The following is a 26,539-nucleotide window of genomic DNA, read 5'->3' on the forward strand; positions in this document are numbered from 1 at the left end:
GTTTGACAACCGCCTGAAACGGCGAAAAAATTGGCGGCCTGAGGCGTGCTGTCGCCGGGATCGGGCTGGTGCGCCCGTCTTCGGCGCCAGGGCGTTCCAACCACTACGAGGAAGAGTTGCGTTTGCGAAAGCGGCTGTTCTCGGCGGTCGGTACGGCCGGGCTGCTGCTCGGCGTGGTCGCAATGGCGGAAGCGCCTGCCGCCCAGACTCAGGCGTCTGCCTCGGACGCGGCGGATGTCTCGCCGCAGCGGGCACTGGTCAACCAGTACTGCGTCACCTGCCACAACGAGCGAATCGTCAACGGGACGGCCGGCGCCGGCCGGCTCGCCGACCAATTGCGCCTGCTCGGCCTGACGCTCGACACGGCGGACGTCGACAACGTCGCGACCGATCCCGAACTGTGGGAGAAGGTGGTCCGGAAGCTCCGCGTGGGCGCGATGCCGCCGCAGCCCCGGCCGCGTCCCGATCAGGAGACCTACGACGGCTTCCGCCGCTGGCTGGAAGACGAGCTCGATCGCGCGGCCGCGGCGCGGCCGAATCCCGGGCGGACCGCCGCGTTCCACCGTCTCAACCAGGCCGAGTACCGGAACGTCATCCGCGACCTGCTCGACCTCGAGGTCGACGTCGCGTCGCTGATTCCGCCGGATTCACCCGACCAGCACGGCTTCGACAACATCGCCACGTCGCTGTCGCTCTCGCCCGCCCTGCTCGAGCGCTACGTCTCGGCGGCGCGGAAGATCAGCCGCCTGGCGGTGGGCGAAACGCCACCGGGCGGCGCGGTCATCGATACCTACGACGTCCCGCTCAACCTGATTCAGACCGATCAGCAGAGTGAGGACCTGCCGTTCGGATCTCGTGGCGGCGCCGCCATCCGTCACCACTTCCCGGTCGATGGCGAGTACCGGATCCAGTTGCGGTTGCAGACCAACTACGTCGGCTACGTGCGCGGCATCGATGACGCGCATGACGTGGAAATCCGGCTGGACGGCGAGCGGGTGGGCCACTTCACGTTCGGGGGTGAGGCGCCCGGGATGCCCGCGCCGATCAGCTTTTCCGGCAACATCCGCGGTACGGACGATTGGGAGGACTACACGCTGCACGCCGACGACGGTCTGCAGATGACGTTGTTCGTCCCGGCCGGCCCGCACACGCTCGGCGTCTCGTTCCCGCGTGAGACGTGGGAAGAGGAAGGTGTCCTGCAGCCTCGCCAGACGGGCTTCGCGCTCGCCATCAACGAGATGCCGGACACTAACCCGCGGCTCGCCAGCGTGCAGATCACCGGTCCGCTCAGCGTCGAGGGTCCAGGCGATACGCCGACGCGTCGCCGCATATTCACCTGCCGGCCGGAGCCGGGCGCGACCGAGGCTGAGGCGCGCGCTTGCGCCCGGGAGATCCTGTCCGCGCTTGCCCGCCGCGCGTACCGCCGGCCGGTGGAGGGTGCTGATGTCTCAACGCTGGTGGCGTTCTACGACGACGGCTTCGCGGAGGGGGGCTTTGAGCGCGGAGTGCAACTCGGCATCGAGCGGCTGCTCGCCGATCCCGACTTTCTCTTCCGGGTGATCCGCGATCCGGTCGACGCCGCGCCGAACGCCGGCTATCCGATTTCGGATGTCGCGCTGGCGTCGCGGTTGTCGTTCTTCCTCTGGAGCAGTATTCCGGACGACGAACTGCTCGATGCGGTCGAGCAGGGGACGCTGCGCAATCCCGGCGTTCTGGAGCAGCAGGTCCGGCGGATGATGGCCGATCCGCGCTCCCAGGCGATGGTCGACAACTTCGCCGGGCAGTGGCTCTATGTCCGGAACATGGGTGGCGTGAGCCCTGACCCGAACATCTTTCCCCAGTTTGACGAGAATCTGCGGGAGGCGTTCGAAACGGAGACCGAGCTGTTCATCGGCAATCAACTGCGCGAGGACCGAAGCCTTCTGGAATTGCTTTCGGCCGACTACACCTACGTCAATGAGCGCCTCGCCGAGCACTACGGGATACCTGGCGTCTACGGCAATCGGTTCCGCCGCGTCGAGCTCGACGGCCTGCAGCGGGGCGGCCTGCTCGGGCACGGCAGCGTGATGACGGTGACGTCGTACCCGAACCGTACGTCTCCGGTGCTGCGTGGCAAGTGGGTGCTGGAGAACATGCTCGGCGCGCCGCCGCCGGAGCCGCCGCCGGACATCCCGGCCCTGGAGGAGGAAACCGCCGACGGCAAGCCGCGCTCCCTCCGCGAGGCGATGGTGGAGCACCGCGAGAATCCGTCGTGCTCGGTCTGCCACGCGCCGATGGACCCGATCGGCTTCGCGCTGCAGAACTACGACGCGATCGGCGGCTGGCGCGACACCAACGAAGGGGGCACGCCGGTCGATGCTTCCGGCGTGCTTCCGGACGGAGCCGCCTTCACCGGGCGGGAGGGACTGCGCAACCTGCTTCTGGACCGCCCGGAGGACTTCGTCGGGACCGTCACCGAGAAGCTGTTGATGTATGCCCTGGGGCGCGGCGTGGAATACTACGACTCCCCGGTGGTGCGGGAAATCGTCCGAGAAGCGGCTAGCGAAGACTACCGCTGGTCGTCTATCATTCTGGGCATCGTTCGGAGCGATCCGTTTCAGATGCGGAGGTCAGGCTCATGATCGTCACTCGGAAAGCGATTCCGCGGCGGACCGTTTTGCGGGGCATTGGCGCGTCCCTTGCGCTGCCGTTCCTCGACAGCATGGCGCCAGCGTTTGCGGCCATCCGCAAGTCGGCGGCGAACCCGGTTCGCCGGTTCGGTGTGGTCTACGTCCCGAACGGGATGGCGATGCGCCACTTCACACCGGCGACGGAGGGTGAAGGCTTTGAGATCTCCCGCATCCTGAAGCCGGTGGAGCAGTTCGCCGATCAGATGCACGTTCTGACCGGGCTGAACGGGGTGCCGAGCAACGCCGGCGTCCACGCCAGCGCGGCAACCCGCTTCCTCACCGGCGTAACGCCAGCGCGGACCGAGTCGGATCTCCAGGCCGGAGTTTCCGTCGATCAGTTGGTCGCGCGGAGCTTCGAGCAGCACACGCAGCTCGCGTCGCTCGAACTGGCGCTCGACAGCCGTGACGTTTCGGGTTCCTGCGACGTCGGGTTCAGTTGCACCTACACGAACACAATCGCCTGGCGCAGCGAGTCGACTCCGTTGCCGGGGGAGAACAACCCGCGCGCCGTCTTCGAGCGCCTCTTCGGCGATGCCGGGACGACCGACACATCCGTTCGGATGGCCCAGATCCGGAAGGAGCGGAGCATTCTCGATTCGGTCACCGACAAGATCGACGCGCTGCAGCAGGGCCTCGGCCCCAACGATCGGATCCGCGTTGACGAGTATCTGGACGCCGTGCGCGATATCGAGCGCCGCATCCAGAAGGCGGAGGAGCAAAGCGACCGCGAGTTGCCGGAAGTGGATCAGCCGGCCGGCGTGCCGGCGACCTACGAGGAGCACGCCAAGCTGATGTTCGACCTGATGCTCCTCGCGTATCAGACCGACCTGACGAGGGTCAGCACGTACATGCTGGCTCGCGAGATCAGCGGGCGGACCTATCCGGAGATCGGGGTGCCCGACTCGCACCACCCGACGTCGCACCATCGGAACGACCCGACCCTCTACGAGAAGATTGCCAAGATCAACGAATTCCACATCGGGCTCTTCGGCTACTTCCTCGAGAAGGCGCGGGCGACTCCGGATGGCGATGGCAGCCTGCTCGATCACATGATGCTGCTCTACGGCGCCGGCATGTCGGACAGCAACGCGCACGACAACAAGGGACTGCCGATCGTGCTCGTGGGCGGCGGGTCCGGCACGCTCAAGCCGGGCAGCCGGCATCTCGTCTACAAGGACAAGACGCCTGCGACCAACCTCCACCTCACCATCCTCGACAAGATGGGGGTGCCGGTCGACAAGATCGCGGACAGCACCGGCCCGCTCGATTTGCTGCCCGTCAGCTAGCAGGCTTGGCGCGCCGACCTGGTGCGCCGGACCGGGTTCCGGTTGGTGCGCCGGCCATGGTGCGCTGGCCTCCAGGCCGGCTTTCAGCGCTACACTGCGTCGGACCGCGCCAGTGCGGCGGTCAGCGCGCGCCGCGTGAAGACCTCTACCATCGCGCGCCGGTAGCCGGCGCTCGCATGGATGTCCTCGTTCAGGTCCGTGAGCCCGACGCCCGCGCCGGTGGCTGCGGCGGTCATGGCTTCAATCGTCGCCGGCCGGCCGGCGAGAGCACGTTCGACGCCTTCCAACCGCGATGGCGATCCCGCCGCCCCGGTGACGGCCACCCGCGCCGAGACCACGACGCCATCCTCCACTTCCAGCGCCGCCGCCACGCCGACGATGGCGAAGCGCGAGGCCCGCTGAGGGAGCTTCGCGTAGGCTGCCCGCCGCACCGGCTCGAATGTCACCGCGGTCAGGATCTCGTCCGCTGCGAGGTCCACCGTGAACATCCCCTGGGAAAAGTCGTCGGCCCGCACGACCCGCATGCCGTTCGGCCCGGCGACCCGTAACGAGGCATCGAGGGCCAACATGGTCGCCGGATAGTCGGCCGCCGGGTCGGCATGGGCGAGGCTGCCGCCGATCGTCCCCCGGTTCCGCACCTGCGGGTCGCCGATGACCGCGGCCGTGTCCGCCACCGCCGGGCAGCGCTCGCGCAGCAGCGGTGATGTCGCCACGTCGTGGTGCGTCGTCCCCGCGCCGATAATGATCCCACCACGGTCCGCCTCGCGCACGCCGGCAAAGTCGGGAATGTGCGCGAGGTCTATCAGCACCGCCGGCTGGCTCAGCCGCAGCTTCATGAGCGGCACCAGGCTGTGGCCGCCGGCAATCAGCTTGCCCGCGCCGCCCGCGGCCTTCAGCCTGGCGATCGCGTCGTCGACGGAGGTCGCCCGTTCGTACTCGAACGCCGCCGGGATCACGACGCGCCTCCCGTGCCCTCGCCCTCGCCGCCGCCTGTCTCCGGTGCGCTGCCGGCGCCGTTAATGATCCGCCAGAGCTTCTCCGGCCGCAGCATCATGTCGACGTGCCGCACGCCGAATGGGCTGAGCGCGTCGACCGCGGCGTTGACGATGCAGGGCGTGGAGCCGATCGTGCCCGCTTCGCCCACGCCCTTCGCGCCGAGGGGATTGCACGGCGTCGGGGTCACCGTGTTCGACAGTTCGAACCGCGGGAAGTCGCTCGCCCGGGGCAGCGCGTAATCCATCAACGAGCCCGTAACCGGCTGGCCGTCCTCGCCGTAGACCACCTCCTCCACCATCGCCTGCCCGATTCCCTGGGCCAGGCCGCCGTGGATCTGTCCCTCGACGATTAGCGGGTTGATCAGGTTGCCCGCATCGTCCACCGCCACCATCCGGAGCAGCCTCGGTTCGCCGGTGTCGCGGTCGATCTCGAGCAGCGCGATGTGGCAGCCGAACGGATACGTGTTGTTGTCGGGTTCGAAGAACGACTCGTCGCTCAGACCCGGGTCGAGCCCGTCGGGCAGCCTGGTCGGCCGGTAAGCGTACGCTGCAACCTCGGCGAACGACTTCGCGGACGACGGCGCGCCCGCGACCGCGATCCGTCCGTTCTCGAACACCAGATCGGCCTCGTGCGCCTCGAGCAGCAGTGCCGCGAACCGCGCCATCTTCGTCTTCACCTTCGCGCCCGCCAGGTGCAGCGCCGTGCCCCCCACCGCTTGCGACCGGCTGCCGAAGGTGCCGACTCCCTGCTTGACGACACTCGTGTCGCCATGGTGGATCGTGACGTGGTCCATCGGGATGCCGAACTGGTCGGCCAGCATCTGGGCGAACGTTGTCTCGTTCCCCTGACCGTGAGGAGAAGCGCCGGTCGTGGCGCTGATGCGGCCGTCTCGCTCCACCGTCACCTGGGCGTGCTCCCAGCCACCCGACCAGACCCCGCGAGACGGGCCGATGCCGCACACCTCGACGTACATCGACAGGCCCAGACCGACGATGCGTCCGTCGGCGCGGGCGGCGTCCCGTTCCGCCTTGAGCTCTTCCCAGCCGGCTGCCTCGAGCGCGTGATCGAGCGCCCCCGCGTAGTTGCCCGAGTCGTACACGGAGCCCGTCTCGGTCCGGAACGGGAACTGATCGGGCGGAATGAAGTTCCGGCGGCGCACGTCGGCGGGTTCCATCCCCAGTTCGCGCGCCAGCATGTCCATCGCCCGTTCGACGTAGTAGATCGCTTCCGGCCGCCCGGCCCCCCGGTAGGCATCGGTCGGCGTCTTGTTGGTGAAGACCTCCGTCAGCTCGGCGCGGATCGCCGGGAAGGCATAGACGTTGCTCGCCATCGACATCGTCAACGTCGGAATTCCGGCCGTCAGCAGCATGTTGTACGCGCCGATGTCGGCGATGATCCGCATCTTCAGCGCGAGCACGCGCCCGTCGCGGGTGGCGGCCAGATCGATGTAGGCGATCGAGCCGCGGCCGTGGATGGTCGCCAGGAACGCCTCGGAGCGATCCTCGATCCATTTGACCGGCAGGCCGAGCTGCTTCGACAGCGCCGCCGCGACGTACTCCTCCCCGTAGATGTTGATCTTGGCGCCGAAGCCACCCCCAACCTCCGGAGCGATGGCGCGGACCCGATCCTCGCCGAGGCCAAGCATCTCGGCAACGAACGTCCGAACGGCGTGTGGATTCTGTGTCGACGACCAGATGGTCAGCGCCTCCCTGCCCGGCTCGTACCAGGCGACGACGCCGCGGGCCTCGATGGACGTTGGAGCCAGGCGATGGTTCACCATCCGCTGTGAAACGGTGACATCAGCGCCGGCGAACGCCTGCTCGATCGCGCTGTCGTCGACCGCGCCCCGCCGGACGCCGGTCCCCGTCGGCATCGGTCCGACGCACACGTTGTTGGGGAAGTCGGCATGCAGGACAGCGGGCTCGCCGGTCATGGCCGCTTCCGGGTCGACGACCGCCGGGAGCGGTTCGTAGTCGACGGCGATCGCGTCCGCGGCATCGCGCGCGATGTAGCGGTCGGCGGCGACCACCACCGCGACCGGTTCGCCGACGAAGCGGACCCTGTCCACCGCCACCGCGCGGTGTTCGGGCGCCGGGAACGGCGTGGCTACCCGCATCGGCGGCAGGAACCCGGCGATCTGTGCCCCCGTGAAGACCGCTTCGACGCCGTCCATCGCGGCGGCGGCGCTCACGTCGATGGAGCGGATCCGGCCGTGCGGAATGTCGCTCCGCTTGAACGCCAGATGCTGCAGGCCGGCGATCTTCACGTCGTCGACGTAGGTGCCGTGCCCCTGAATCAGGCGCGGATCCTCACGTCGCTTGACGCGTTCGCCGACCAGCTTCGGAAGGACCGGGGACGCCATCGTCTTACTTGCCGGGGGCGTTCATGCCCGTCGAGGGTTCGGCGGCGTTGGTGTCATCGCCTTCCGCCGCACGCGCCGCCGCGTACTGCACCGCGTTGACGATGTGCTGATAGCCGGTGCAGCGGCAGAGGTTGCCGTCCAGCCCCTCGCGGATCTCCTGCTCGCTCGGCTCGGGATTGTCAGCCAGCAGGTTGACCGCCGACAGGATCATGCCGGGCGTGCAGTAGCCGCACTGCAGGCCGTGTTCTTCCCAGAACCCCTCCTGCAGCGGATGGAGCTGCCCGTCCTGCGCGAGCCCCTCGATCGTCGTCACCTCCGAACCATCGGCCTGCACCGCAAAGAGGGTGCAGGACTTGGCGCTCCGCCCGTCCACCAGCACCGTGCACGCCCCGCACTGACTGGTGTCGCATCCGACGTGCGCGCCCGTGAGGTTGAGCTGCTCCCGCAGAAAGTGCACCAGCAGCAGCCGCGGCTCCACCTCCGCCGTCCGACGCTTCCCATTGACCGTAATCGCGACCCGCGCCATCGATCTCCTCCGGTTCGCTCGCACCCGCCATCTCTCCCTGGAGCTTCGGGTAGCATGGCGATTCTAACTTGCACGGAGAAAGGACCGACCATGGAGGCCAGGACGACAGCGACCCTCGGTGACCGCGCCCTGTTTCGCCAGCAGTGCTACGTGAACGGCCGCTGGACCGAGGCGCTGAACGGCGGCGCGATGGAGGTCGACAATCCAGCTACAGGCGAGATTCTCGGCACCGTTCCCGCCTTCGGCCGGGAGGAGACACGGGCCGCCATCGAGGTCGCCGACGCGGCGTGGAACGGTTGGCGCTCCCGCGCGGCCAAGGAGCGCGCCCGGCTGATGCGCCGGTGGTTCGAGCTGATGATGGCGTATCAGGACGACCTCGCGGTGCTGATGACGAGCGAGCAGGGCAAGCCGCTCGCCGAGTCGCGAGGCGAGATCGCCTACGCCGCGTCCTTCGTGGAGTGGTTCGGCGAAGAGGCGAAGCGCGTCTACGGCGACGTCATCAACCATCCGCAGCCCGGCCGGCGGATCGTGGTGCTGAAGCAGCCGATCGGCGTCGTTGCCTCGATTACGCCGTGGAACTTCCCGGCCGCGATGATCACCCGCAAGTGCGCGCCGGCGCTCGCAGCGGGGTGCCCGGTCGTGATCCGTCCGGCCTCGCAGACGCCGTTCACGGCCCTCGCGCTGGCGGAGCTCGCCGACCGCGCGGGCATCCCGCCCGGAGTAGTCAACGTGATCACCGGTCCGTCCGGTCCCATGGGGGCGGAACTCACCTCGAATCCCACCGTCCGCAAGCTGTCGTTCACCGGTTCCACCGAGGTGGGCAAGCTGCTGATGTCGCAGTGCGCATCGACGGTGAAAAAGGTCAGTCTGGAGCTGGGTGGCAACGCCCCGTTCATCGTCTTCGACGACGCCGATCTCGACGCGGCGGTGGCCGGCGCAATGGCCTCGAAGTACCGCAACACGGGGCAGACCTGCGTCTGCGCCAACCGCGTGCTCGTGCAGGATGGCGTCTACAACGCGTTCGCCACGAAGATGGCCGCGGCGGTCGCGGAACTCAAGGTCGGTAACGGCCTGGAGGAGGGAGCCCAGCAAGGTCCGCTTATCGACATGCGCGCGGTCGAGAAGGTCGAGGAGCACATAGCGGACGCGGTCGGCAAGGGAGCGACGATCGCCGTCGGCGGCGGACGCCACGCCCTGGGCCGCACTTTCTTCGAGCCGACCCTGCTGACCGGTGTCACCCCGGCGATGGCGGTGGCGCGCGAGGAGACGTTCGGTCCCCTCGCCCCGCTCTTCCGGTTCTCGACCGAGGAAGAGGCGGTCCGGATGGCCAACGACACCGAGTTCGGTCTCGCCGCCTATTTCTACAGCCGCGACATCGGCCGCATCTGGCGTGTTTCGGAAGGCCTGGAGTACGGCATCGTCGGTGTCAACGAGGGGATTATCTCGAACGAAGTAGCTCCGTTCGGGGGCGTCAAGGAATCGGGGATCGGCCGCGAGGGGTCGAAGTACGGCATGGACGACTTCGTCGAGATCAAGTACCTCTGCATGGGCGGAATCGACGCGTAGCCAATCGACATCGCGCCACTGAAGAGGGGTTGTCCTACCAGCCGTTGACACGTATCACGTGTGCACATAATATGTGTGCATGAACGTGACTCTCTCGATCGACGATCGAATCGTGACGGAGGCCCGCCGCATCGCCGTGGCACGGGGAACAAGCCTGAACCAGCTGATTCGCGACTACCTGAACGAGTTGACACGGGTCGACGACGCAGAGTCGGTCATTGCCGAGCTCAACAGGATCTGGGCCGACGAAACGTATCGCTCAACCGGTCCGTGGACCCGTGAGGAGTTGTATGAGCGAGCGTGAGTTTCTCGATACGAACGTCCTGATCTACGCCGACGATGCACGGGATCCTTTGAAACAGGCACACGCCCGTATGCTGATAGAACGCCTCCTGAGCGAGCGTCGTGGCGTTCTGTCCATACAGGTCCTGCAGGAGTTCTTCTCGGCTGCCACGCGGAAGCTCGGCATGGCGAGCGAGGACGCCCGCCGCCGCGTCCTCCTCTACTCGCGTTTCGATGTGGTGGCCCTAGGTCCCGTGGATCTCCTTGCAGCGATCGATCTCCACAGACTGCATCACCTCTCCTTCTGGGACGCGCTCATCGTGCGGGCGGCTCTCAATGGATCCTGCGCGACGCTCCACACCGAGGACTTGCAGACCGGTTGCGTTGTTGAGACTCTGACGGTCCGGAACCCGTTCGCGACCCGGGATCGCCGGTGAATCCCATCGCCATCTTCTGACGGGAGCGGTATGCTTGCGCCGATGGAGGTTGCGATGGTTCACAGGGTTTCTTTCTCTCCGGTTCTGGCAGTTGGCGCGCTGACAGTTCTCGTGCTGCTGCCGGCCGCGGCGCTGGGCCAATCGGCGGCAGGCAACGAGTCAACAACCCCACGCACCACCTGGGGCGACCCGGACCTCCAGGGGCTCTGGACCTCGGCCACCCTTACGCCGCTGGAACGGCCCGGGCGGCAGTCGGAGCAGTCACTGCTGACGGATGAGGAAGCCGCCGCCATCGAAGAAGAGTCAGCCCGGCGGCGCATAGAGTCGGACGGCAAGTCGGCCCCCGGCAGCGTGGGCGGCTACAACCAGGTCTGGCTGGATGCCGGCACCCGTATCGTCGGCGACCGGCGGACGTCGCTCATCGTCGATCCGCCGGAGGGAGTCATCCCCTGGGTCCCGGAGAAGAAGGTTGAGAGCGACCGCGAGCAGGCCCGTTACGGCGTCGGTCCCTTCTACACCTATACGGACCTCGACACGGGCGAGCGCTGCATCACCGACGGCCTCCCCAACATGGTCCCGCTGCAGCCGTACAACATGAACATGCGCATCTTCCAGACCCCGGGACAGGTGGTCATGCTGCACGAGATGTACCACGAGCTGCGGGTCATCCCACTGGACGACCGTCCGCTGAACGGCATCCCGCAGTGGACCGGCGAGGCACGCGGGCGCTGGGAAGGCGAGACGCTGGTGGTCGAGACGGTCAACTTCATCGACCGGCCCGAGACCTACTGGAGTGCGCCCTGGCGGGCCGCGCGTCCCACCCTGCGGCTGGTCGAGCGATTCACGCGCGTCGGACCGGAGTCCATCGATTACACCTTCACGCTCGAAGATCCGACATCGTTCACACAACCCTGGACCGCGGCGGCGCCGATGACGACGGATCAGGCGTCGCGCGGTGTGACGGCAGGCGAGATCTGGGAGTACGCGTGCCACGAGGGCAACCACGCCATGATCAACATCCTGGGGGGCGCTCGAGCCGAGGAGGCCGAAGCGGCCGCCTCGACGGGCGCGCGCTAGCAGCCCGGCCTTCCGGGACACCAAGAGGAGGATGAGATGAGTCATCAATGCGCCGTCGCCGTGCGTTTCGTGGTTCTCGTCGCCTCCGTGGCGGCACTCGTCTGGTCGCCGGCGGCCGTCCAGGCCCAGGATGGGACGACGCCGCGCACCGGCTGGGGCGATCCGGACATTCAGGGGGTGTGGAACAACGCGACCCTGACACCGTTCCAGAGGCCCGAGGAGCTGGGCATGCAGGAGTTTCTGACGGAGGAAGAGGCTGCCGCCATCGCGCAGCGGCAGGTGGACCGGAACGCCGAGCTGTTCGACGCGCCGGCACGGAGGACCGAAGCGGGAGGCAATGTCGGGGCCTACAACAACTTCTGGATGGAGCGGGGCCGCGCGGTGGTGCCGACCCTACGGACGTCGGTCATCACCGATCCACCGAACGGGCGGCTACCGGCGGTGACGCCGGAAGTGGAACGCTGGCTCAACTCCGACGAGGCGGCCCGCCGGACGGCGATGCGGCGCGGCGACCTGCCGGTCGACTCTTACGAAACGCTCGACGGCGGCGACCGCTGCCTCTGGTACCGCGGCGTCCCGTCCTTCCCGACCGGCTACAACAACAACTACCTGATCGTGCAGAACCCGGATTACGTGCTGATCCTGCAGGAGCACATCCACGACGTCCGGTACATCCCGCTGGACGGGCGGCCTCACCTGCCGGCGTCAGTCCCGCAGTTCGCCGGCAGCTCCCGCGGCCGCTGGGAGGGCGACACGCTGGTCGTCGAGACGCGCAACTTCAACGACCACGCGTTCATTCGCAACTTCAACGCGGATCTCACGCCCGACCTGGTGGTGGAGGAACGGTTCACGCGCGTGTCCGAGGACGTCCTCGATTACGAGTTCACGGTCAACGATCCGAACGTCTGGACGCAGCCCTGGAAGGGTTCCCTCCCGATGTGGCTCAACCCGGAGCCGCTCTACGAGTACGCGTGCCACGAAGGGAACTACGGCCTTGAGAACATTCTCGCCGGCTCCCGCGCCGAGGAAGCGGCACAGGCCGGCAAGTAGCGAGACGCAGCGAAAAGGAGCGCATCATGCAGCGGACCATCTTCGTTGTCGCGGTCGCCACAGTGCTCGTGGCTGCCGCGCCGGCCGACGCCCAGAACGCTCTCCGCACCGCGTGGGGAGCTCCGAACCTGCAGGGGGTCTGGGATTTCCGGACCATCACGCCGCTGGAGCGCCCGGAAGAGTTGGGTGACCAGGAGTTCCTGACGGCCGAGGAGGCGGCGAGGGCGGAGCAGGAAGTGGTCGATCGAAACCAGGAACTGCTCGAGCGGGAGGCCGAACGGACCGAAGCGGCCGATCAGGTCGATCGCCGCGCCGACGGATCACCTGGTTTCTACAACAACTTCTGGCTCGACCGGGGCACCCGGACCATCGACACGCGCCGGACGTCGCTTGTCGTCGATCCGCCGAACGGCCGGCTGCCCGAGCTGTCGTCCCAGGGCAGGGAACGGGCCGAGGCGCGTCGCGACTACCGGCGCGAACACCCGGCCGACTCCTGGCGCGACCGGTCGGCTTACGACCGGTGCATTCTCGGCTTCAACGCCGGCCCGCCCATCACGCCAGGCGGCTACAACCAGAACATGCAGGTCTTCCAGACGCCAGATCACATCGCCCTCGTGACCGAGATGGTCCACACGCACCGCATCGTTCCGCTCGACGGCCGGCCCGCCCTCGGCGAGGACATACGGCAGTGGACGGGCGACTCGCGCGCGCACTGGGACGGCGACACGTTGGTCATCGAGACCAGGAACTTCAACGATCAGCGGGGCTGGCGCGGCACGACGCCCAACATGACGCTGGTCGAGCGCCTGACACGCGTCGACGAAGACACGCTGGACTACACGTACACGGTGACAGACCCGGAGACCTGGGTTTCGGCGTGGACGGCGTCCATCCCGATGCGGCTGGCGGACCAGCCGATGTACGAGTACGCCTGCCACGAGGGGAACTACAGCATGGAAGGGATCCTCGCCGGCGCCCGCATGGAAGAGGCGGAGGCGGCCGCGGGGCGGTAGGGAGCGAATGCTCATGATGCGGAAGCGGATGCTTCGAACTGTTTTCGCGACCGGCCTGGCCTTTGCAATCACCCTGGCCGCCGCCGCTCCGGCGGTGGCCCAGCGCGACAACTGGGCCCGGCCTTTCCCCGGTCACCGGGTCATCGGCAACCTGTATGCCGTCGGCACCTACGATCTGGCGGTGTTCCTCGTCACTTCCGAGGAGGGTCACTTCCTCATCAACACCGGCCTCGAGGATTCGACCGAACTGATCCGGCAGAACATCGAGTCGCTCGGTTTCGACTTCGAGGACATCAGAGTGCTCCTGCAGATGCAGGCGCACTGGGATCACACGGCGGCGCTGGCCGAGATCAAGGAGATCACCGGCGCGGAGATGTGGGCGACGGCCGACGACGCTCCCGTGCTGGAGGACGGCGGCTTCAGCGACCCGCACTTCGGCGGCGAGCAGTCGTTCCAGCCGGTCGAGGTGGACCGCATCATCGCCGACGGCGATGTCCTCGAGCTGGGGGCGGCGCGGCTGACCGTGGTGGAGATGCCGGGCCATACTGCAGGGAGTTCCGGCTACGCGATGACCGTCCACGAGGCGGGACGTGACTACGACGTCATCATCGCGAACATGGGGACCATCAACCCGGGCAAGCAACTCGTCGTCGATCCCACCTACCCGGGCGTCGCGGACGATTTCGCGGAGACGTTCCGCAAGCAGAAGGCCATGGACATCGACGTCTGGGTCGCCGCGCACGGCTCGCAATACAACCTCCACGACAAGTGGGCGCCGGGCAACCCCTACGACCCGAACACGTTCGTCGACCCCGACGGGTTCCGTCTCGCCGTGGAGCGGCTGGAGCAGGCCTATCTGGATCAGCTCGAGGAGGAACGCGGGGGCCGCTGAACACGCGAGCACACCAGTTGCCGGCGCGGTTAGCCGGGGAGACCGCGCAGCGCGTCAGGCGCTGAGTGGATGCCGCCAACGGAGGCCCGGGAAGCGGGCGAAATCGCTGTCCGTCGTGATCAGCTCACAACCGTGCTCGATTGCCAGCGCGGCAAGGTAGGCATCCGACACCAGAGGTCCTTCGATCTCCCGGCACAACTCGACGAAGATCTTCCAGTGCTGAGGCGTGGGCCGCGCCACAACGGCCCGCGGTTGTGTCGCGAGTCGCTGACAGAATGCGATGGCCGTTTCCATCGGCGTCGGGGGAGTGAAGATCCTTCCGTTCGTCACCAGACGGAGGAAACTGGCCAGTACGGTCTCCGACACGGCAAAGGGCTCCGGGGAATGCGTCAGCGCCCGCAACCAGGACGCGTAGCGCGCGTGCTCCGGAGAGTCTTCTCGATGCGCGTAGATCAGGACGTTGACGTCGGGTAACTGCACCGCCTAGCTGCCCGACCCGTACCGTTCTCTATCTTCCGCCTCCAGCAGCGCGGAGGCCTTGTCAATGTTGTGACGGGAAAACTCGCCGCCGGCTCCAAAGGTGATCAACTCGAACGGTTCTTCGTCTACCGTGTGAGTCGGCGCCCGCACAAACAGTCGCACTGCTTGCTCGATGAGCCGGCTGACGGATGTGCCTGACTCGGCCGCCCGCCGCTTCAGTTGCGCGAGGAGTTGCTCGTCCAGCGTGATCGTCGTCCGCATGATGTAGGATCATACTATGTCTGCATCATCGCATCACAACTGGCGGATCCCGCGGTGTGCCGCCAGGGGTTTCGGCATCTTGCCGCTGGCGCGATCCTGCGAATCGCGGCGGGCGGCTAACCGAAGCTCAGCCGGGTGCCGAGGAAGACCCGCCGCGGCGGCGTGAAGCGGATACCGTCGCCGAAGGCGTTGCCGCCGGCGCCGGCCAGCAGGTCCTGGTTGCGAATGGCGTCCTGACTGTCGAGCAGGTTGAAGACGTCCGCGAACAGCTCGAGGCGGGTGTCCGCGAGCCGATAGTTGTAGAGCAGGCGGACGTCGACAACCCCGAAGGACGGATTGCGCAGGCTTCCTACCGCGGTCGGCGAGAGCCAGCGGCGCGTGATCCCGGCGAACTCGAACTCCTCGCCGGTCTCGACGCGAACGGGCAAGTTGCGCCTGAAGGCCCGGAACGTGCGACTGGCCAGCGTCCCCGAATTCCAGCGCCAGTTGGCGCCAATCTGGAATCCGCCGGCCCAGTGGTACGACGTGCTCACCTTGAACAGGTGCGCGATCGAACCCGGCTGGTCTCCCCACTGGTTCGGAGCGCGCGGGTCGAGCCAGATCACATCGCCCTGGAAGTCGGCGTTCGAGTCCGAGTTGGTGTTGCCGGTCGCGTGGCCGTAGGTGTAAGCGGCCAGCGCCTGCCAGTTGGCCCGCAGCCGCTGGCGGAAGGTGAATTCGAGGCCTTGGTAGTCGCGCGCGCCGCCGGCGAGGGTCGCAATGACGAAGTTCGACTCGGGGAAGGTGTCGTAACCGAAGTAGTCGAGACCGAGGAAGAGCGAGTCCGGATGATCGACCCGCCCCGGGTAGTTCGTCGTTCCGTCGGAGCGGAACGCATAGAGGGCCATGTCGTAGTCCTCGATGATGTCCCGTGTCCGCCGTTTCGTATAGAGGGCCATGACGCTGCGGCCGCCGCCGAGGTCGGTTTCCCAGCTCACCTGGAAGTCGTCGGTCCATGGAGTCTTCGTGGTCGGCGCGAACAGCGCGTCGGCCTGCTGAGGCCCCCCGCGTACCCGGTAGGTCACCCACTGATCGTTGGCGTACACCTGCTCCTCGCGGATGGAACCGGTCAGAGTCCCCGCGAAATTCGTGAGGTTGTTGCGAATCGGGTCGTAGTACCTGCCGTAGTACGCGCTGATCCGTTGCCGTCCGTTCCCGGCCGGGTCGTACGACACACTGAGGCGGGGCGCGAACGTCCAGTCGAAGGTGAAGATGTTAACGCCGTCCGTGGCGAAATGCGCAAACCGCTCCGTGCGCACGCCGACATCGAACGACAGGTTGTCAGCAACGCTGAACGTATCCTGCAGGAAGAAGCTCAGCCCATCGGAACGGGTCTGCTGCAGGCCTAGTTCCGACTGGATCATCCGGTCGTAGTTGATCGCCCCGTCCGGGTTCCCGGCGGTGCTGGCGAACGCCAGGCCGGCGGCGAGTTCGTCCTGGGTGATCGTGCCGTCGCCGTCCAGATCGTAGAGCCCGTAGAACGACGCCCGGTCGGGAAGGCGGTCGACCGTGCGGATGAAGCCGGAGTAATCGCTGCTGTTGGTCGGGTCGAAGCGGGTATCGGAGAAGCTCCCCGCGAACAGCTCGGCCGCGGTGAGTCCCGCCAGCGGACCGGCCAGGGAGGTGTATAGCCCCCCGTCGAACACCGTGTCGCGCAGGTTTGCGTTCCGCATGAACTCCACGCCGCCATGGATGGCGTGGCGACCAGATTGCACCACGGCGGTGGCCTTGTAGCCCTCGGTGTCGCGCTGATCGAGGTCGTCGAGCCCGAAGCCGCCGAGCTGCTCGTCCTCGAGGGTGCGGATATCGGTGTCCCTGAAGACGATGCTGTTTCTGGGGCCGGAGAGCGCCGCGTAGTCGGACACCTCGCCGTTGTGCTTGCTGTAGGAGCCCTCCACGAGCAGGTTTCCGAACAGGCGCGTGTACTTCAGGTGGTAGTTGTTCCCCCCTTGAACGCGACTGCTGTCCCTCGCGTTCGTGACCTCGCGGTTGCGGCTGCCGCTGATGTCGGTCGGGTCATTCAGAAACGTGAACGTGATCGTCTCGTTCGTGTCCGGCGCCCAGGTTCCTCGGCCGTAGAGCTGGTGCTGTTTCTTCTGGACGGTGCGGATCACGTCGATTCCGTCGAGAGCAACCACGGTGTCGGTACGCCCGAGCCGGCGGTAGCTGGCAAAGAACCATGCCTCGTCCCTGATGACCGGGCCGCCGCCGGTGAGAGCCGTGTCGAACCGGGAGAACTCCTGATCGGAGGCGTTGCGGTTCTCGGCGACGAGGCCGTCGTTCTGGAAGAAGTAGTTGATCGAGCCGCTGAACTGGTTGGCGCCCGACTTCGTGATGACGCTCGAGAGCAGCCCGGGAGCACCGACGTACTCGGCCGGGATGCCCCCGGTCAGCACCTGTTGCTCCTGGATGATCTCGGTGTTGAGGTTGGCGCCGAACGTGCCGCTGACGCCATCGGTCACGTTGATGCCGTCAATGTAGTAGAAGTTGTCGCGCGAAACGCCTGCGTCGCCGCCGATGTCGCGGTAGTTGAGGCCCGACTTGGAGGCGGGGTTGCCGGGTGACTCCGGGTCGTCCGGCAGCACGCCGGGCACGAGTTGCAGGTAGCTCTGGTAGCTGCGGCCGGTCGGGACCGCCTCGGTCAGATCCAGGGTGATGTCTTCGGCGACGACCGCGCTGGTGACGTCGACGACCGGGGGCGCGGCGGTTACCACCACGGCCTCGGTCAGGTTGCCGACCTCCAGACTCACGGCGAGCGATGCGGTCTGGCCCGCGCGGACCAGGACGCCCGCCTGCCGGCTCGTTCGGAAGCCGGGCAACTCGACGGTCACGACATAGCGGGCCGACGGGTTCAGGGCGCGCAACTCGACCAGCCCTGCCGCGTCCGTGAATGCGACGCGCGTGGTGGCGGCATCATCCGCCGCCGCCGTGACGGTGGCGCCGGGGATAGAGAGGCCGGCCGGATCGCTGACGGCGACCCGAATCGAGCCGGTGGTCGTTACCTGCCCTTGAGCGGCGGCCGGGAACGTGGCGATCAGCAGCGCAAGCAGCGCCACCGCGCGGCCAGGAGCTTGCGCCGCAAGCACCCGCCAGGGCGCGCTAGCGGCGATCGTAGGGCGCCCCCGTGCCGGACGAGCCGACAAAGAACTGCGACCCGTCCGGCAGCGTGATGTCACGGGCGTTCGCCGTATTGGACCCGTTCTTGGCCCCAAAGCCGTCGATTACCAGTTCGGTGCCGACCGGGAGCGAGTTCTTGTTCAGGCCGCGGCGCATCAGCGCGTTGGGCGCGCCGCACTCTATGGCCCAGGTGGTCACCTCGCCGTCCTCTCCCTCCACGTCGATGTGGATCCAGGAATGCGGGTTGATCCACTCCGTCTTCGATACCGTGCCGCGCAGTTGCAGCGGCCGGTTCGCGTCGAACTCGGCCGAGAAGGCATGGTGCGCTCCGACCGGCGTCCCGGTTCCGATCAGCAGCGCGGCCGTCACGGCACCGACGCCGAGTGCGCAGAATGTCAGTCGCATCGCATGTCCCTCGCTTCCGCTGCAGCGTTGCCGCTATTTCGCTTCGACCCGGACCGAGTCGACGTCGACGCCGGTCATCAGTTCGAGGTTGCGCCCGTTGCCTTCGTGGCAGGCGTACTCGAAGAGCATGTGCCCTTCCGGCGCGCGGCGGAGTGCATTGAACTCGATGGTCCAGGGCTGGGTGAACACCTCCGGATCCTCAATGGTCGCGCGGTAGCTGATCGTGTCGGCGTCAACGAACGTGAACCGTTCGGTGACGCGCAGGTTGCCGCTGTGGAAGACGCCGTGGCCCGTGCTGAGCGTCCGGCCCGGCGCCCCCTCCGGTGGCGCGCCATGGCCGACCGGCCAGGTGTTGTCGGTGAAGTTGGTCGATTCGACGACCAGCGTGTTCCCCTCCCACCGGCCGCGCGGATTACCCATGCCGAGACGGATGTTGTCGGGCAGGGCCGACTGATCGCCATCGACCGGGATGTAGCGGAACAGGTGGTTCCACTCGTAGATCATCACGACATAGCCGGGGATCTGCAGGATCTGGTACGAGTTGTAGCCGACCGGCAGATGCACGCGCGGCAAGGCTGACGGCAGGCACTTCACGCGCGGGTCGAGGTGGGCCAACTCGTCCTGCCGCCGCATGATCTCGTCGCGCTGCTCGGCCGCCCAGGGCTGAAGGGGGACCCTGCCATCGGGCGGGTCGATGATCATCGGCCGTGAGACCCGCTCCGCGCGGGGAGGTGCGTTGGCGTCGTCCGCGAAGAAGCGGGAGAATGCGGCGCCCTGTCCGCGGTTTGCCCCCTCGGGCGGCGACCAGTCGTCACTGGCTGGCGTCTCGAGCGGTTGCCCCCCGCCCGGCAGGTAGTAGCCGCTGAAGTCCGGGTCGCCCCAGGGCGTGCGCGGCGGATCGAACTCGGTGCCGCCGCCTTGCTGCGCGGGCGCGCCCGCGGGAAGCCCCACCACGCCGGCCACTGCCAGCGCGCCGATCAGAACCGTGGTACGCCGGAACGTTGTGTTTGCACGCAGGTTCATGGTGCACCTCCCTCTGGTGCGGTCAGTTTCTGCAGGATGAAGTCGACGCAGTCGTAGTCGAGCAGTTGCAGCCGCTCTTCCAACCGGCGATAGAGCGGCATCCGCATCGTCCAGGGCCGGGTGAAGACCTCCGGATCCTCGATGGTCACTTCGTAGTCGATATGGGTCTCGCTGACGGGCGTATAGCGCTCGACGACATGCAACTGATTGCTGTGAAAGTTGCCCGCCGCGTCGAACCAGGTGAGTCCGTTGAAGTGGGTGGTGTCGACGACGAGCGTGTCGCCTTCCCAGTGGCCCCGCGAGTCGCCCAGCCAGAAGTCGTTCGGCAACGGATGGTCGCTGCCGTCGGTATAGATGATGCGGACGACGTGCTGGTATTCGTACGTGATGACGACGTGATCGGGCGTCTGCAGGATCCGGAACGGGAACGGCATGTAGGTGATGCGCGGCACGCCGGGCAGGTAGCACTTGCGGACGGGATCGTCCTGCAGCCGGTTGGCGTAGTTCTGCTCCTGCTGTTCGGCCGCCCATTCCTGGTAGGGGATTTCGTCGCCGACGACGACGCCGAGGCCGGCGGGGATGCCGTCCGACGCGTTGTGCGGGCGGATGTCCCACGACGCTGAATTGAGCGTCTGCCAGATGCCGTTCAGGTCGGGCTGTCCTTCCGGCGTCCGCGGTCCGTCGTAGGCGCTCTGGGTCGCGGCCGACCCGCCCGCGCCGCCGCTTCCCCCGGCGTTGAGCGAGTCGAGGTAGCCGACCACCTGCCGCACCTGGTCATCGGTGAGCTCGCGCCGCGAGATGGGTGGCATCTGGCCGTAGCCCTCGCGGACGACGGCCAGGACATAGTTCGTGTCGAAGCTGCCCGGCACAAGCGCTGGCGCGATATTTCCGCGCGCCCCCTCGCCATGGCATGCCTGGCAAACCTGCTGGTAGGGAACGCTGCCGGGGTGGTCCTGGGCGGTTGCCGGCGCCGGAAGGGCGCCTGCCAGAAGGATGCCGATCACCGCTGCCGAGAGGCGGAGGTCCATGGCCGCTATTGTATGCGTTGGTGCGCCGGCGTCCACGCCGGCTTTCACCACGGGCTGCCTAGGCTACCCGCCGATCAGTCGCCACTGGCCGCCACGCCCCGGATCACGGCGAGGGCGCGGTCGATGTCGTCCCGCGACACGTCGAGATGCGTGACGGCGCGGACGTACCCACCCGCGCCGCTCATCAGGACGCCGGCCGCCTTCAGCTTCGCCGCGAATTCGGCGGCGGTCATCCTGAGGCCGTCGACGGCGAAGAAGATCATGTTCGTTTCCGGTTCCGGCGTCCGCAGCGTGATGCTGGGAATCTCCGCCAATCCGGTCGCCAGGCGGCGCGCGTTCGCATGATCGTCGGCCAGCCGCTCGACGTGGTGATCCAGCGCGTACAGGCAGCCCGCCGCCGCGATCCCCGCCTGCCGCATCGCTCCTCCGAAGAGCTGCTTGAAGCGCCGCGCGGCCTGGATGAATTCCTTCGATCCGGCCAGCACCGCGCCAATCGGGGCTCCGAGTCCCTTCGTGAAGTCGATCCAGACCGAGTCGACGCAGGCCGCGAAGTCTGCCGCCGGCGCCCCGGCCGCCACCGACGCGTTCATCAGCCGCGCGCCGTCCATGTGCATCGCGATGCCGCGCCCGCGCACGGCGCCCGAGACCTCACGCAACGCGTCGAGCGGCCAGACCGCGCCGCCACCGAAGTTGTGGGTCTGCTCGACGCAAACCAGCGAGACGGGCTGGCCGTACGGTGTCGGCACCGTGGTCGCTCGGGCGATAGCGGCTTCGGCTTCGTCGGGGGTGAAGATCCCCCGGGCGGTCCGGATCGGTTCTATCGTCACCCCGGACGCCAGGGCCGACCCGCCCGATTCCGCGCGGACGATATGCGCCATCCAGTCGGCGACGATGGCGTCACCCGGTCGGGTGTGCGTCCGGATCGCCGTCAGGTTGCACATCGTGCCGGTCGGCATCCAGAGCGCCGCCTCCTTGCCGAGCAGGCCGGCGACGCGTTCCTGCAGGGCGAGGACGGTCGGGTCGGCGTTCTTCTGCTCGTCACCCACCTTGGCCGCGGCGATCGCGGCGCGCATTCCTTCCGTGGGGCGGGTCTCGGTATCACTGTAGAGGGAGACGACGCGGTTGGACATCAGCCTGCACGCCGGCATGCCGCAGGGTCCGGCGACGAGGCCAATGATACGCTCGATCTCGCAGCCAACCACGGACCCGCGCCGTCGCCCGACACGGATGTCAAGAATTCTCGACACACCGGATGGTGTCTAGTATTCTTTACACCATGTCAACTACAGCAGTCACTTCATCGGAATCGGGAGATTCCCCGGGTATGTCCTTCGAGCAGAAGAGCGTCTGGATTCAACTTGTCAGTCTCGTCGTCGGCTTGGGTGGCTATCTGGTCGTCGCCGGCCTCATGCTGTCGAACGGCGTCAGCGCCTTGCCGCCCTTCGTGCCGATCTTCGCCGTGGCGATCGTCCTCATCGTAGCCGTCAATATCGCAGGGCACGTCGTCGCCGCGATTACCAGCCGGTCGGACGAGGCCGACGAGCGCGATCGGCTCATCGCCTGTTGCGCAGAGAGCCGGTCGTCGTGGATCCTGGGCGTCGGAGTCATTGGCGCGATCATGGCGCTGATCCTGTCGGTCGGCGGCGTCTGGGTGGCGCACCTGCTCCTCATCTCGCTGTTCGGTTCCGAGGTGGCGAAGGACGTGTTGCAAATCGTCTACTACCGCCGGGGGATCTGAACGTGGCTCAGTCGGGGACGAGCATCCGCAACCAGATCCGGACCCTGCGGTTCCGCCACGGCGAGATGACGCAGCAGCAACTCGCCGATCGGGTCGGCGTCACCCGGCAGACCGTCAACGCTATCGAGGGCGGCAAGTACTCGCCGTCGCTCGAGGTCGCGTTCCGGATTGCCCACGTGTTCCGCAAGCCGCTCGAAGAAGTGTTTCAGTTCGTCGCCGCGTCCGGGTGACGGGGACGCCCGCCCCGCGAGCGCTAACTCATCGGGTTGCCGCTCGTCCGGAACTCGGTCGCATGGCGCGTCAGCTCTTCGCCGGTGGCGGCGTCGAACGCGTAGAGGTACGGGTCGCCGCCGCCGCGATCCCCGCCTGCCGCATCGCTCCTCCGAAGAGCTGCTTGAAGCGCCGCGCGGCCTGGATGAAGTCCTTCGACCCGGCCAGGACCGCGCCAATCGGGGCTCCCAGTCCCTTCGTGAAGTCGATCCAGACCGAGTCGACGCAGGCGGCGAAGTCCGCCGCCGGCACCCCGGCCGCCACCGACGCGTTCCTGCAGGGCAAGGACGGTCGGGTCGGCGTTCTTCTGCTCGTCACCCACCCTGGCCGCGGCGATGGCGGCGCGCATGGCGTCGGTGGGGCGGGTTTCCGTATCGCTGAAAAGGGAAATGACGGAGATGGACATATTGCAGCCTGATGTGACGCCAGCCTCCAGTCTACTTGCGCGGCGGCCATATAATTCGGCGGGACGATGTCGAACTCCCCGAGCCTGCAGCCGGTCGATGACGCAGGCGCGAGCCGGGTCGAGAAGGTGCGATGACGCAGCCCGCCGCCTACGATGCCATCGCCGATCGCTACCGCGAATCGAAGTGGCTGCTGTTCCGCCACTACGTAGAGCGATACACGCTCGTCGAGTTGCTGGGTGACCTGCGCGGCAGGACGGTGCTGGACCTGGCCTGTGGCGAGGGAGTCTACGCGCGCCAATTCAAGCGGTCCGGCGCAGCCGCCGTGACCGGCGTCGATCTCTCGCGGGAAATGGTCGCGCTGGCGGAGGCGGAGGAGCGCAGGGACCCGCTTGGCTGCCGCTATGTCTGCGAAGATGCCGCCACGTTCACGCCGCCGGCGCCGGTCGATATCGTGGTCGCGATCTATCTTCTCAACTACGCGCGAACCCGGCTCGCAATCAATCGGTTCTTCCGCGCGTGCTATCGCGCTCTGAGGTCTGGTGGCCGGCTCGTCGGATTCAACGACAACGTGCGGCGTCCGCCGCAGCCGGGAGCTTCACTGGCGAAGTACGGATTGGAAAGAACGTGTCCGCACCCTCCGAGCGAAGGCGACATCATCCAGTACCGGATCACGAATCACGACGGGCGGTCGTTTGAATTCGAGAACTACTATCTGGAACCCGCCACCTACACGGCGGCGGCGCGCGATGCCGGTTTCGACGATTTCCGCTGGGTCGATGCCCTGCTCGATCCGTCCGAGCACGGCGACCCGTACTGGGGCGAATTCATGGCCCAGGCGCCCCTGACGGCCTTCACCGCGTCGAAGCCCCGTTAGCCCGAAGCTCCTCTTCAGGGCTGCTCCACCGTAAGGCGACACAGCATCGTATTGTGCGTCTCGAGGTCGGCTCCCCAGATCAGACGCGCCTCGTCCCGCCACGCTATCGCATCGTAGCCACCTCGGGGTCTGACGGCGGCTTCGCTGTGCTCCACCGCCGACGGCCATTGGGCATCGTCGAATCCGGCCATGCGCCAGCCGTCAGGCTCTGGCATCGACTCGAACTGGCACGGGCCGGCGCCGGGTACCGGTTCGGCCTCGTCTTCGCAAGCGCGGTCGAGCGGCGCATCGTGAATCACCAGGCATCGCCAATCGCTATTCGTGACTGCGACCATCGCTCCGGTGGCAACATCCGTGAACTGCGCGATGAGCCCGCCATCGCCCATCTGCTGGTTGCTGCGGCCGATGTATTCCAGACCGGTATCGTCCTGCTTGAAGTCCTTGGCGACGATGTTCAATTGCAGGGGGTAGTCGGCGTTGAAGACAAACGCCTCGGCATTGAACGACCGCTCCGTCGTTATCGGAGTCGAGTCCTCGATGATCAGCCGTTCGCCGAGGTAGAAGGCGAACCAGTTGTCGGCCCAAACCTCGGCCTTGATCGACACGGCGCCCGGGGTCTCGACGACGATGACTTCGGGTGCCTGTGAACTGTCGCAACCGACCAGTGTCGCCACAAGAACAGCCAGCGTCCAGATTCTCGACATCGTAGTCGCCGTCAGGGCAGGGCAAAGGCGACGAGGCGGGCGTCGGGACCCGCGCCCGTCGCGATCAGGATGAACTGCCGCCCCGCGCGCGAGCGATACGTCATCGGGTTGCCGCTCGTGCGGAACTCGGTGGCGTGACGCGTCAGCTCCTCGCCGGTGGCGGCGTCGAACGCATAGAGATACGGGTCTCCCCCGCCCAGGAAGACGAGTCCGCCACCGGTCACCATCGGACCCATGGCCCCCGGCGTGCCGAGGCGCTCCGGCAGGTCGACGCCGCGCAGCAGAGGGTGCGACCGCATGACCCGGCTGCCCTCCCCGAACGGGACGCTCCAGGCGATGTCGCCAGCGTTGAGGTCGATGGCGACGAGCTTCGCGTAGGGCGGCTTGATGAGGGGAATCGGCCCGAGCTGGCTACGCTCGGCCGGCACGTAGCCATCCAGTCCACGAAAGATTCCCGCCGATCCGCCGCGCGGACAGTTGTTGGTGTATTCGACGTCGACATCCGGCACGTTCGGATCCGTGGCGCAGACCTGGTTGGGGGAGACCCCCTCCGAGGTGCGCACGTAGAGCCAGTTGGTCTCGTGATCGAGGGCGGCGCCGCCCCAGTTGGCTCCGCCGTCTACGCGCGGGCGTTGCAGCGTTCCGCGCATGCTGGGAGGCGTAAAGAGCGGACCGAGCCGAAAGGTCTGCATCTCCTCAGTGGCGATGCGGTGGATCTCCGGCGTCAGGTCGTTCGCGTCATCGAGCGAGACGCCCTGCGCCGCGAACGGAGGCGGCTTGGTCGGGAACGGTTGCGTCGGGTAGGCCACCTCGCCCGGCACGTCGGTCTCGGTGTCGACCGGGCGCTCCTCGATCGGCCAGACCGGCTCGCCCGTCACCCGGTCGAAGACGTAGGTGAAGCCTTGCTTAGAAACCTCCGCCACTGCGTCGATGGCCCGGCCGTCCACCTCGAGCGTCATCAGGTTGGGGGCCGACGTGAAGTCGTAGTCCCACAGCCCGTGGTGAACCGCCTGGAAATGCCACTGGCGCTCGCCGGTCCGCGCGTCGAGGCAGACGAGCGACTCGGCGAACAGGTTGGCCCCGAGCCGGTCGCCGCCCCAGTAGTCGCTGCTCGGTGTGCTGGTCGGGACGTAGAGGAGGCCCCGTTCGTCGTCGAGGGACATCAGTCCCCAGACATTGGCGTGCCCCGTGTAGCGCCACGATCCGTTCTCCCACGTGTCGGCGCCGAACGCGTCGTTCGACTGCGGCACCGTGTAGAAGACCCACCGCCGCTCGCCGGTGTGAACGTCGAACGCCTGCACCGAGCCGGGCGTGTCGAACCGTCGCTGGATGCGGTCGGGCACGCGGCTGCCGACGATCACGAGGTCCTCGAAGACAACCGGTGGCGACGTCTGATCGAACATGTCGGGGGTGACCGGGTTGGGGAAGTCCTCGGTCAATCGGATCTGACCATCCTCGCCGAACGTCGGAATCAACGCGCCGTCCGCCGCGTCGACGGCGTACAGCCTGTCGCGGCTGTTGATGAAGATCCGCATGGCGTCGCCCTCGCCCCAGACGGCGACCCCGCGGTGCTTGAAGCCGCCGGGAGGACTTCCCTCCGCGCCCCCGCGCCATGCTTCGGGGTCGAACGCCCAAAGCTGTTCGCCCGTCTCGGCGTCGAGCGCGACGACGCGCGTGTACATCGTCGAGACGTAGACGATGCCGTCGATCATCAGCGGCATTACCTCGAAGCTACCGGGGCGCGTGCCGAACTCCTGGTTCGGCAACTCGTTCGGCTCCCACGTCCAGGCAATCTCGAGCTGATCGACGTTGGCACGGTTGATGTCGGCAAGCGGGGAGTACTTTGACGCCGCCTGGTCCGCGCCGACGTAGGGCCATTCGACCATGTCGGCGTCCTGGGCCTGCATCGCGACCGCGGCGATGCCGACTGCGGCCGCCGTCGCCACCGCCAGTGCAGCGGCCGGGATGTCTGCTCTAGACGGAACGTGTCGCGCGACGTTCGTCAGCTGCATCGAAGTCTCCTTTTCTTGCCGGCCT

Annotated in this window: 25 protein-coding genes; 12 read left to right on the forward strand and 13 right to left on the reverse strand. The window is 67.2% G+C overall.

The window, feature by feature from the left end; genetic code table 11:
• The first annotated feature begins 122 nt into the window (after window positions 1-122).
• Together F4Y45_14815 and F4Y45_14820 are read left to right on the forward strand one after the other, a co-directional pair.
• On the forward strand, window positions 123-2,621 hold the full coding sequence (locus F4Y45_14815; protein MXY25776.1) for a DUF1592 domain-containing protein: 2,499 nt from the start codon (window positions 123-125) through the stop codon (window positions 2,619-2,621).
• Window positions 2,618-3,955, forward strand: coding sequence for a DUF1552 domain-containing protein (locus F4Y45_14820; protein MXY25777.1), 1,338 nt, complete (start codon window positions 2,618-2,620; stop codon window positions 3,953-3,955). Before F4Y45_14815 ends, F4Y45_14820 begins: the two co-directional genes overlap by 4 nt.
• A gap of 89 nt (window positions 3,956-4,044) precedes the next feature.
• Here F4Y45_14820 and F4Y45_14825 read toward each other — a convergent pair whose 3' ends face one another.
• Genes F4Y45_14825 through F4Y45_14835 form a run of 3 tightly spaced genes read right to left on the reverse strand, consistent with a single transcriptional unit; the run spans window position 4,045 to window position 7,839 of the window.
• Window positions 4,045-4,911, reverse strand: a complete 867-nt coding sequence (locus F4Y45_14825; protein MXY25778.1) for a xanthine dehydrogenase family protein subunit M — start codon at window positions 4,909-4,911, stop codon at window positions 4,045-4,047.
• Window positions 4,908-7,313: a molybdopterin-dependent oxidoreductase gene (locus F4Y45_14830; GenBank protein ID MXY25779.1), complete on the reverse strand. Its 2,406-nt coding sequence runs from the start codon at window positions 7,311-7,313 to the stop codon at window positions 4,908-4,910. Before F4Y45_14830 ends, F4Y45_14825 begins: the two co-directional genes overlap by 4 nt.
• 4 nt (window positions 7,314-7,317) lie before the next feature.
• On the reverse strand, window positions 7,318-7,839 hold the full coding sequence (locus tag F4Y45_14835; protein MXY25780.1) for a (2Fe-2S)-binding protein: 522 nt from the start codon (window positions 7,837-7,839) through the stop codon (window positions 7,318-7,320).
• Between the two features lie 90 nt (window positions 7,840-7,929).
• On the opposite strand from F4Y45_14835, the gene F4Y45_14840 reads away from it, so the two are divergent.
• The 7 genes from F4Y45_14840 (at window position 7,930) to bla (ending at window position 14,156) form a co-directional block, all read left to right on the forward strand.
• Window positions 7,930-9,405: an NAD-dependent succinate-semialdehyde dehydrogenase gene (locus tag F4Y45_14840; GenBank protein ID MXY25781.1), complete on the forward strand. Its 1,476-nt coding sequence runs from the start codon at window positions 7,930-7,932 to the stop codon at window positions 9,403-9,405.
• A gap of 79 nt (window positions 9,406-9,484) precedes the next feature.
• Window positions 9,485-9,709 (forward strand): hypothetical protein, encoded by a 225-nt coding sequence (locus F4Y45_14845; protein ID MXY25782.1) that lies wholly within the window; start codon window positions 9,485-9,487, stop codon window positions 9,707-9,709.
• Window positions 9,696-10,124, forward strand: a complete 429-nt coding sequence (locus tag F4Y45_14850; protein ID MXY25783.1) for a PIN domain-containing protein — start codon at window positions 9,696-9,698, stop codon at window positions 10,122-10,124. The genes F4Y45_14845 and F4Y45_14850 overlap by 14 nt, the downstream gene beginning before the upstream one ends.
• 54 nt (window positions 10,125-10,178) lie before the next feature.
• On the forward strand, window positions 10,179-11,201 hold the full coding sequence (locus tag F4Y45_14855; protein ID MXY25784.1) for a hypothetical protein: 1,023 nt from the start codon (window positions 10,179-10,181) through the stop codon (window positions 11,199-11,201).
• A 36-nt stretch (window positions 11,202-11,237) separates the two neighbouring features.
• Entirely contained in the window at window positions 11,238-12,251 is a 1,014-nt protein-coding gene (locus F4Y45_14860) for a hypothetical protein (GenBank protein MXY25785.1), read from the forward strand.
• A gap of 26 nt (window positions 12,252-12,277) precedes the next feature.
• On the forward strand, window positions 12,278-13,264 hold the full coding sequence (locus tag F4Y45_14865) for a hypothetical protein (GenBank protein ID MXY25786.1): 987 nt from the start codon (window positions 12,278-12,280) through the stop codon (window positions 13,262-13,264).
• 7 nt (window positions 13,265-13,271) lie between these two features.
• On the forward strand, window positions 13,272-14,156 hold the full coding sequence (gene bla / locus F4Y45_14870) for a subclass B3 metallo-beta-lactamase (GenBank protein ID MXY25787.1): 885 nt from the start codon (window positions 13,272-13,274) through the stop codon (window positions 14,154-14,156).
• Window positions 14,157-14,210: 54 nt separating this feature from the next.
• Here bla and F4Y45_14875 read toward each other — a convergent pair whose 3' ends face one another.
• The 7 genes from F4Y45_14875 to F4Y45_14905 all read right to left on the reverse strand — a co-directional run bounded on the left by F4Y45_14875 (window position 14,211) and on the right by F4Y45_14905 (window position 21,657).
• Window positions 14,211-14,636: a type II toxin-antitoxin system VapC family toxin gene (locus tag F4Y45_14875; GenBank protein MXY25788.1), complete on the reverse strand. Its 426-nt coding sequence runs from the start codon at window positions 14,634-14,636 to the stop codon at window positions 14,211-14,213.
• Window positions 14,637-14,639: 3 nt separating this feature from the next.
• Window positions 14,640-14,897 (reverse strand): ribbon-helix-helix protein, CopG family, encoded by a 258-nt coding sequence (locus F4Y45_14880; protein ID MXY25789.1) that lies wholly within the window; start codon window positions 14,895-14,897, stop codon window positions 14,640-14,642.
• 116 nt (window positions 14,898-15,013) lie between these two features.
• Window positions 15,014-18,148: a TonB-dependent receptor plug domain-containing protein gene (locus tag F4Y45_14885; protein MXY25790.1), complete on the reverse strand. Its 3,135-nt coding sequence runs from the start codon at window positions 18,146-18,148 to the stop codon at window positions 15,014-15,016.
• Window positions 18,036-18,458, reverse strand: coding sequence for a hypothetical protein (locus F4Y45_14890; GenBank protein ID MXY25791.1), 423 nt, complete (start codon window positions 18,456-18,458; stop codon window positions 18,036-18,038). The genes F4Y45_14885 and F4Y45_14890 overlap by 113 nt, the downstream gene beginning before the upstream one ends.
• A gap of 33 nt (window positions 18,459-18,491) precedes the next feature.
• Window positions 18,492-19,481, reverse strand: coding sequence for a hypothetical protein (locus F4Y45_14895; protein MXY25792.1), 990 nt, complete (start codon window positions 19,479-19,481; stop codon window positions 18,492-18,494).
• Complete coding sequence (locus F4Y45_14900; protein ID MXY25793.1) at window positions 19,478-20,509, reverse strand: cytochrome c; 1,032 nt, start codon at window positions 20,507-20,509, stop codon at window positions 19,478-19,480. Before F4Y45_14900 ends, F4Y45_14895 begins: the two co-directional genes overlap by 4 nt.
• A 74-nt stretch (window positions 20,510-20,583) precedes the next feature.
• The gene (locus F4Y45_14905; GenBank protein MXY25794.1) at window positions 20,584-21,657 is read right to left on the reverse strand and encodes a low specificity L-threonine aldolase; all 1,074 of its coding nucleotides are present in this window, start codon (window positions 21,655-21,657) and stop codon (window positions 20,584-20,586) included.
• A gap of 128 nt (window positions 21,658-21,785) precedes the next feature.
• Between F4Y45_14905 and F4Y45_14910 the strand changes: the two genes are divergently transcribed.
• Window positions 21,786-22,247: a hypothetical protein gene (locus tag F4Y45_14910; GenBank protein ID MXY25795.1), complete on the forward strand. Its 462-nt coding sequence runs from the start codon at window positions 21,786-21,788 to the stop codon at window positions 22,245-22,247.
• Window positions 22,248-22,312: 65 nt separating this feature from the next.
• Window positions 22,313-22,477: a helix-turn-helix transcriptional regulator gene (locus F4Y45_14915; GenBank protein ID MXY25796.1), complete on the forward strand. Its 165-nt coding sequence runs from the start codon at window positions 22,313-22,315 to the stop codon at window positions 22,475-22,477.
• Between the two features lie 23 nt (window positions 22,478-22,500).
• Here the strand turns inward: F4Y45_14915 and F4Y45_14920 are convergent, their stop codons facing one another.
• Window positions 22,501-22,839, reverse strand: coding sequence for a PQQ-binding-like beta-propeller repeat protein (locus F4Y45_14920; GenBank protein MXY25797.1), 339 nt, complete (start codon window positions 22,837-22,839; stop codon window positions 22,501-22,503).
• Between the two features lie 215 nt (window positions 22,840-23,054).
• On the opposite strand from F4Y45_14920, the gene F4Y45_14925 reads away from it, so the two are divergent.
• Window positions 23,055-23,798, forward strand: a complete 744-nt coding sequence (locus tag F4Y45_14925; GenBank protein ID MXY25798.1) for a class I SAM-dependent methyltransferase — start codon at window positions 23,055-23,057, stop codon at window positions 23,796-23,798.
• Between the two features lie 14 nt (window positions 23,799-23,812).
• Here the strand turns inward: F4Y45_14925 and F4Y45_14930 are convergent, their stop codons facing one another.
• Both F4Y45_14930 and F4Y45_14935 read right to left on the reverse strand, forming a co-directional pair.
• On the reverse strand, window positions 23,813-24,502 hold the full coding sequence (locus F4Y45_14930; protein ID MXY25799.1) for a PEBP family protein: 690 nt from the start codon (window positions 24,500-24,502) through the stop codon (window positions 23,813-23,815).
• Between the two features lie 11 nt (window positions 24,503-24,513).
• A complete protein-coding gene (locus F4Y45_14935) occupies window positions 24,514-26,514 on the reverse strand; it encodes a PQQ-binding-like beta-propeller repeat protein (GenBank protein ID MXY25800.1) in 2,001 nt (666 codons plus the stop codon).
• Window positions 26,515-26,539: the final 25 nt, after the last annotated feature.

The organism is Acidobacteriota bacterium (genome assembly GCA_009838525.1).
In the GTDB taxonomy this organism is placed as follows: Bacteria; Acidobacteriota; Vicinamibacteria; order Vicinamibacterales; family UBA8438; genus VXRJ01.

Bases quoted from the DNA above. Each gene is read 5' to 3' on its own strand.
- F4Y45_14820 (MXY25777.1), top strand. From the start codon at position 2,618: ATGATCGTCACTCGGAAAGCGATTCCGCGGCGGACCGTTTTGCGGGGC.
- F4Y45_14830 (MXY25779.1), bottom strand. From the start codon at position 7,313: ATGGCGTCCCCGGTCCTTCCGAAGCTGGTCGGCGAACGCGTCAAGCGA.
- F4Y45_14835 (MXY25780.1), bottom strand. From the start codon at position 7,839: ATGGCGCGGGTCGCGATTACGGTCAATGGGAAGCGTCGGACGGCGGAG.
- F4Y45_14840 (MXY25781.1), top strand. From the start codon at position 7,930: ATGGAGGCCAGGACGACAGCGACCCTCGGTGACCGCGCCCTGTTTCGC.
- F4Y45_14845 (MXY25782.1), top strand. From the start codon at position 9,485: ATGAACGTGACTCTCTCGATCGACGATCGAATCGTGACGGAGGCCCGC.
- F4Y45_14850 (MXY25783.1), top strand. From the start codon at position 9,696: ATGAGCGAGCGTGAGTTTCTCGATACGAACGTCCTGATCTACGCCGAC.
- F4Y45_14855 (MXY25784.1), top strand. From the start codon at position 10,179: ATGGTTCACAGGGTTTCTTTCTCTCCGGTTCTGGCAGTTGGCGCGCTG.
- F4Y45_14860 (MXY25785.1), top strand. From the start codon at position 11,238: ATGAGTCATCAATGCGCCGTCGCCGTGCGTTTCGTGGTTCTCGTCGCC.
- F4Y45_14865 (MXY25786.1), top strand. From the start codon at position 12,278: ATGCAGCGGACCATCTTCGTTGTCGCGGTCGCCACAGTGCTCGTGGCT.
- bla (MXY25787.1), top strand. From the start codon at position 13,272: ATGCTCATGATGCGGAAGCGGATGCTTCGAACTGTTTTCGCGACCGGC.
- F4Y45_14880 (MXY25789.1), bottom strand. From the start codon at position 14,897: ATGCGGACGACGATCACGCTGGACGAGCAACTCCTCGCGCAACTGAAG.
- F4Y45_14890 (MXY25791.1), bottom strand. From the start codon at position 18,458: ATGCGACTGACATTCTGCGCACTCGGCGTCGGTGCCGTGACGGCCGCG.
- F4Y45_14895 (MXY25792.1), bottom strand. From the start codon at position 19,481: ATGAACCTGCGTGCAAACACAACGTTCCGGCGTACCACGGTTCTGATC.
- F4Y45_14900 (MXY25793.1), bottom strand. From the start codon at position 20,509: ATGGACCTCCGCCTCTCGGCAGCGGTGATCGGCATCCTTCTGGCAGGC.
- F4Y45_14905 (MXY25794.1), bottom strand. From the start codon at position 21,657: ATGCCGGCGTGCAGGCTGATGTCCAACCGCGTCGTCTCCCTCTACAGT.
- F4Y45_14910 (MXY25795.1), top strand. From the start codon at position 21,786: ATGTCAACTACAGCAGTCACTTCATCGGAATCGGGAGATTCCCCGGGT.
- F4Y45_14915 (MXY25796.1), top strand. From the start codon at position 22,313: ATGACGCAGCAGCAACTCGCCGATCGGGTCGGCGTCACCCGGCAGACC.
- F4Y45_14925 (MXY25798.1), top strand. From the start codon at position 23,055: ATGACGCAGCCCGCCGCCTACGATGCCATCGCCGATCGCTACCGCGAA.
- F4Y45_14930 (MXY25799.1), bottom strand. From the start codon at position 24,502: ATGTCGAGAATCTGGACGCTGGCTGTTCTTGTGGCGACACTGGTCGGT.
- F4Y45_14935 (MXY25800.1), bottom strand. From the start codon at position 26,514: ATGCAGCTGACGAACGTCGCGCGACACGTTCCGTCTAGAGCAGACATC.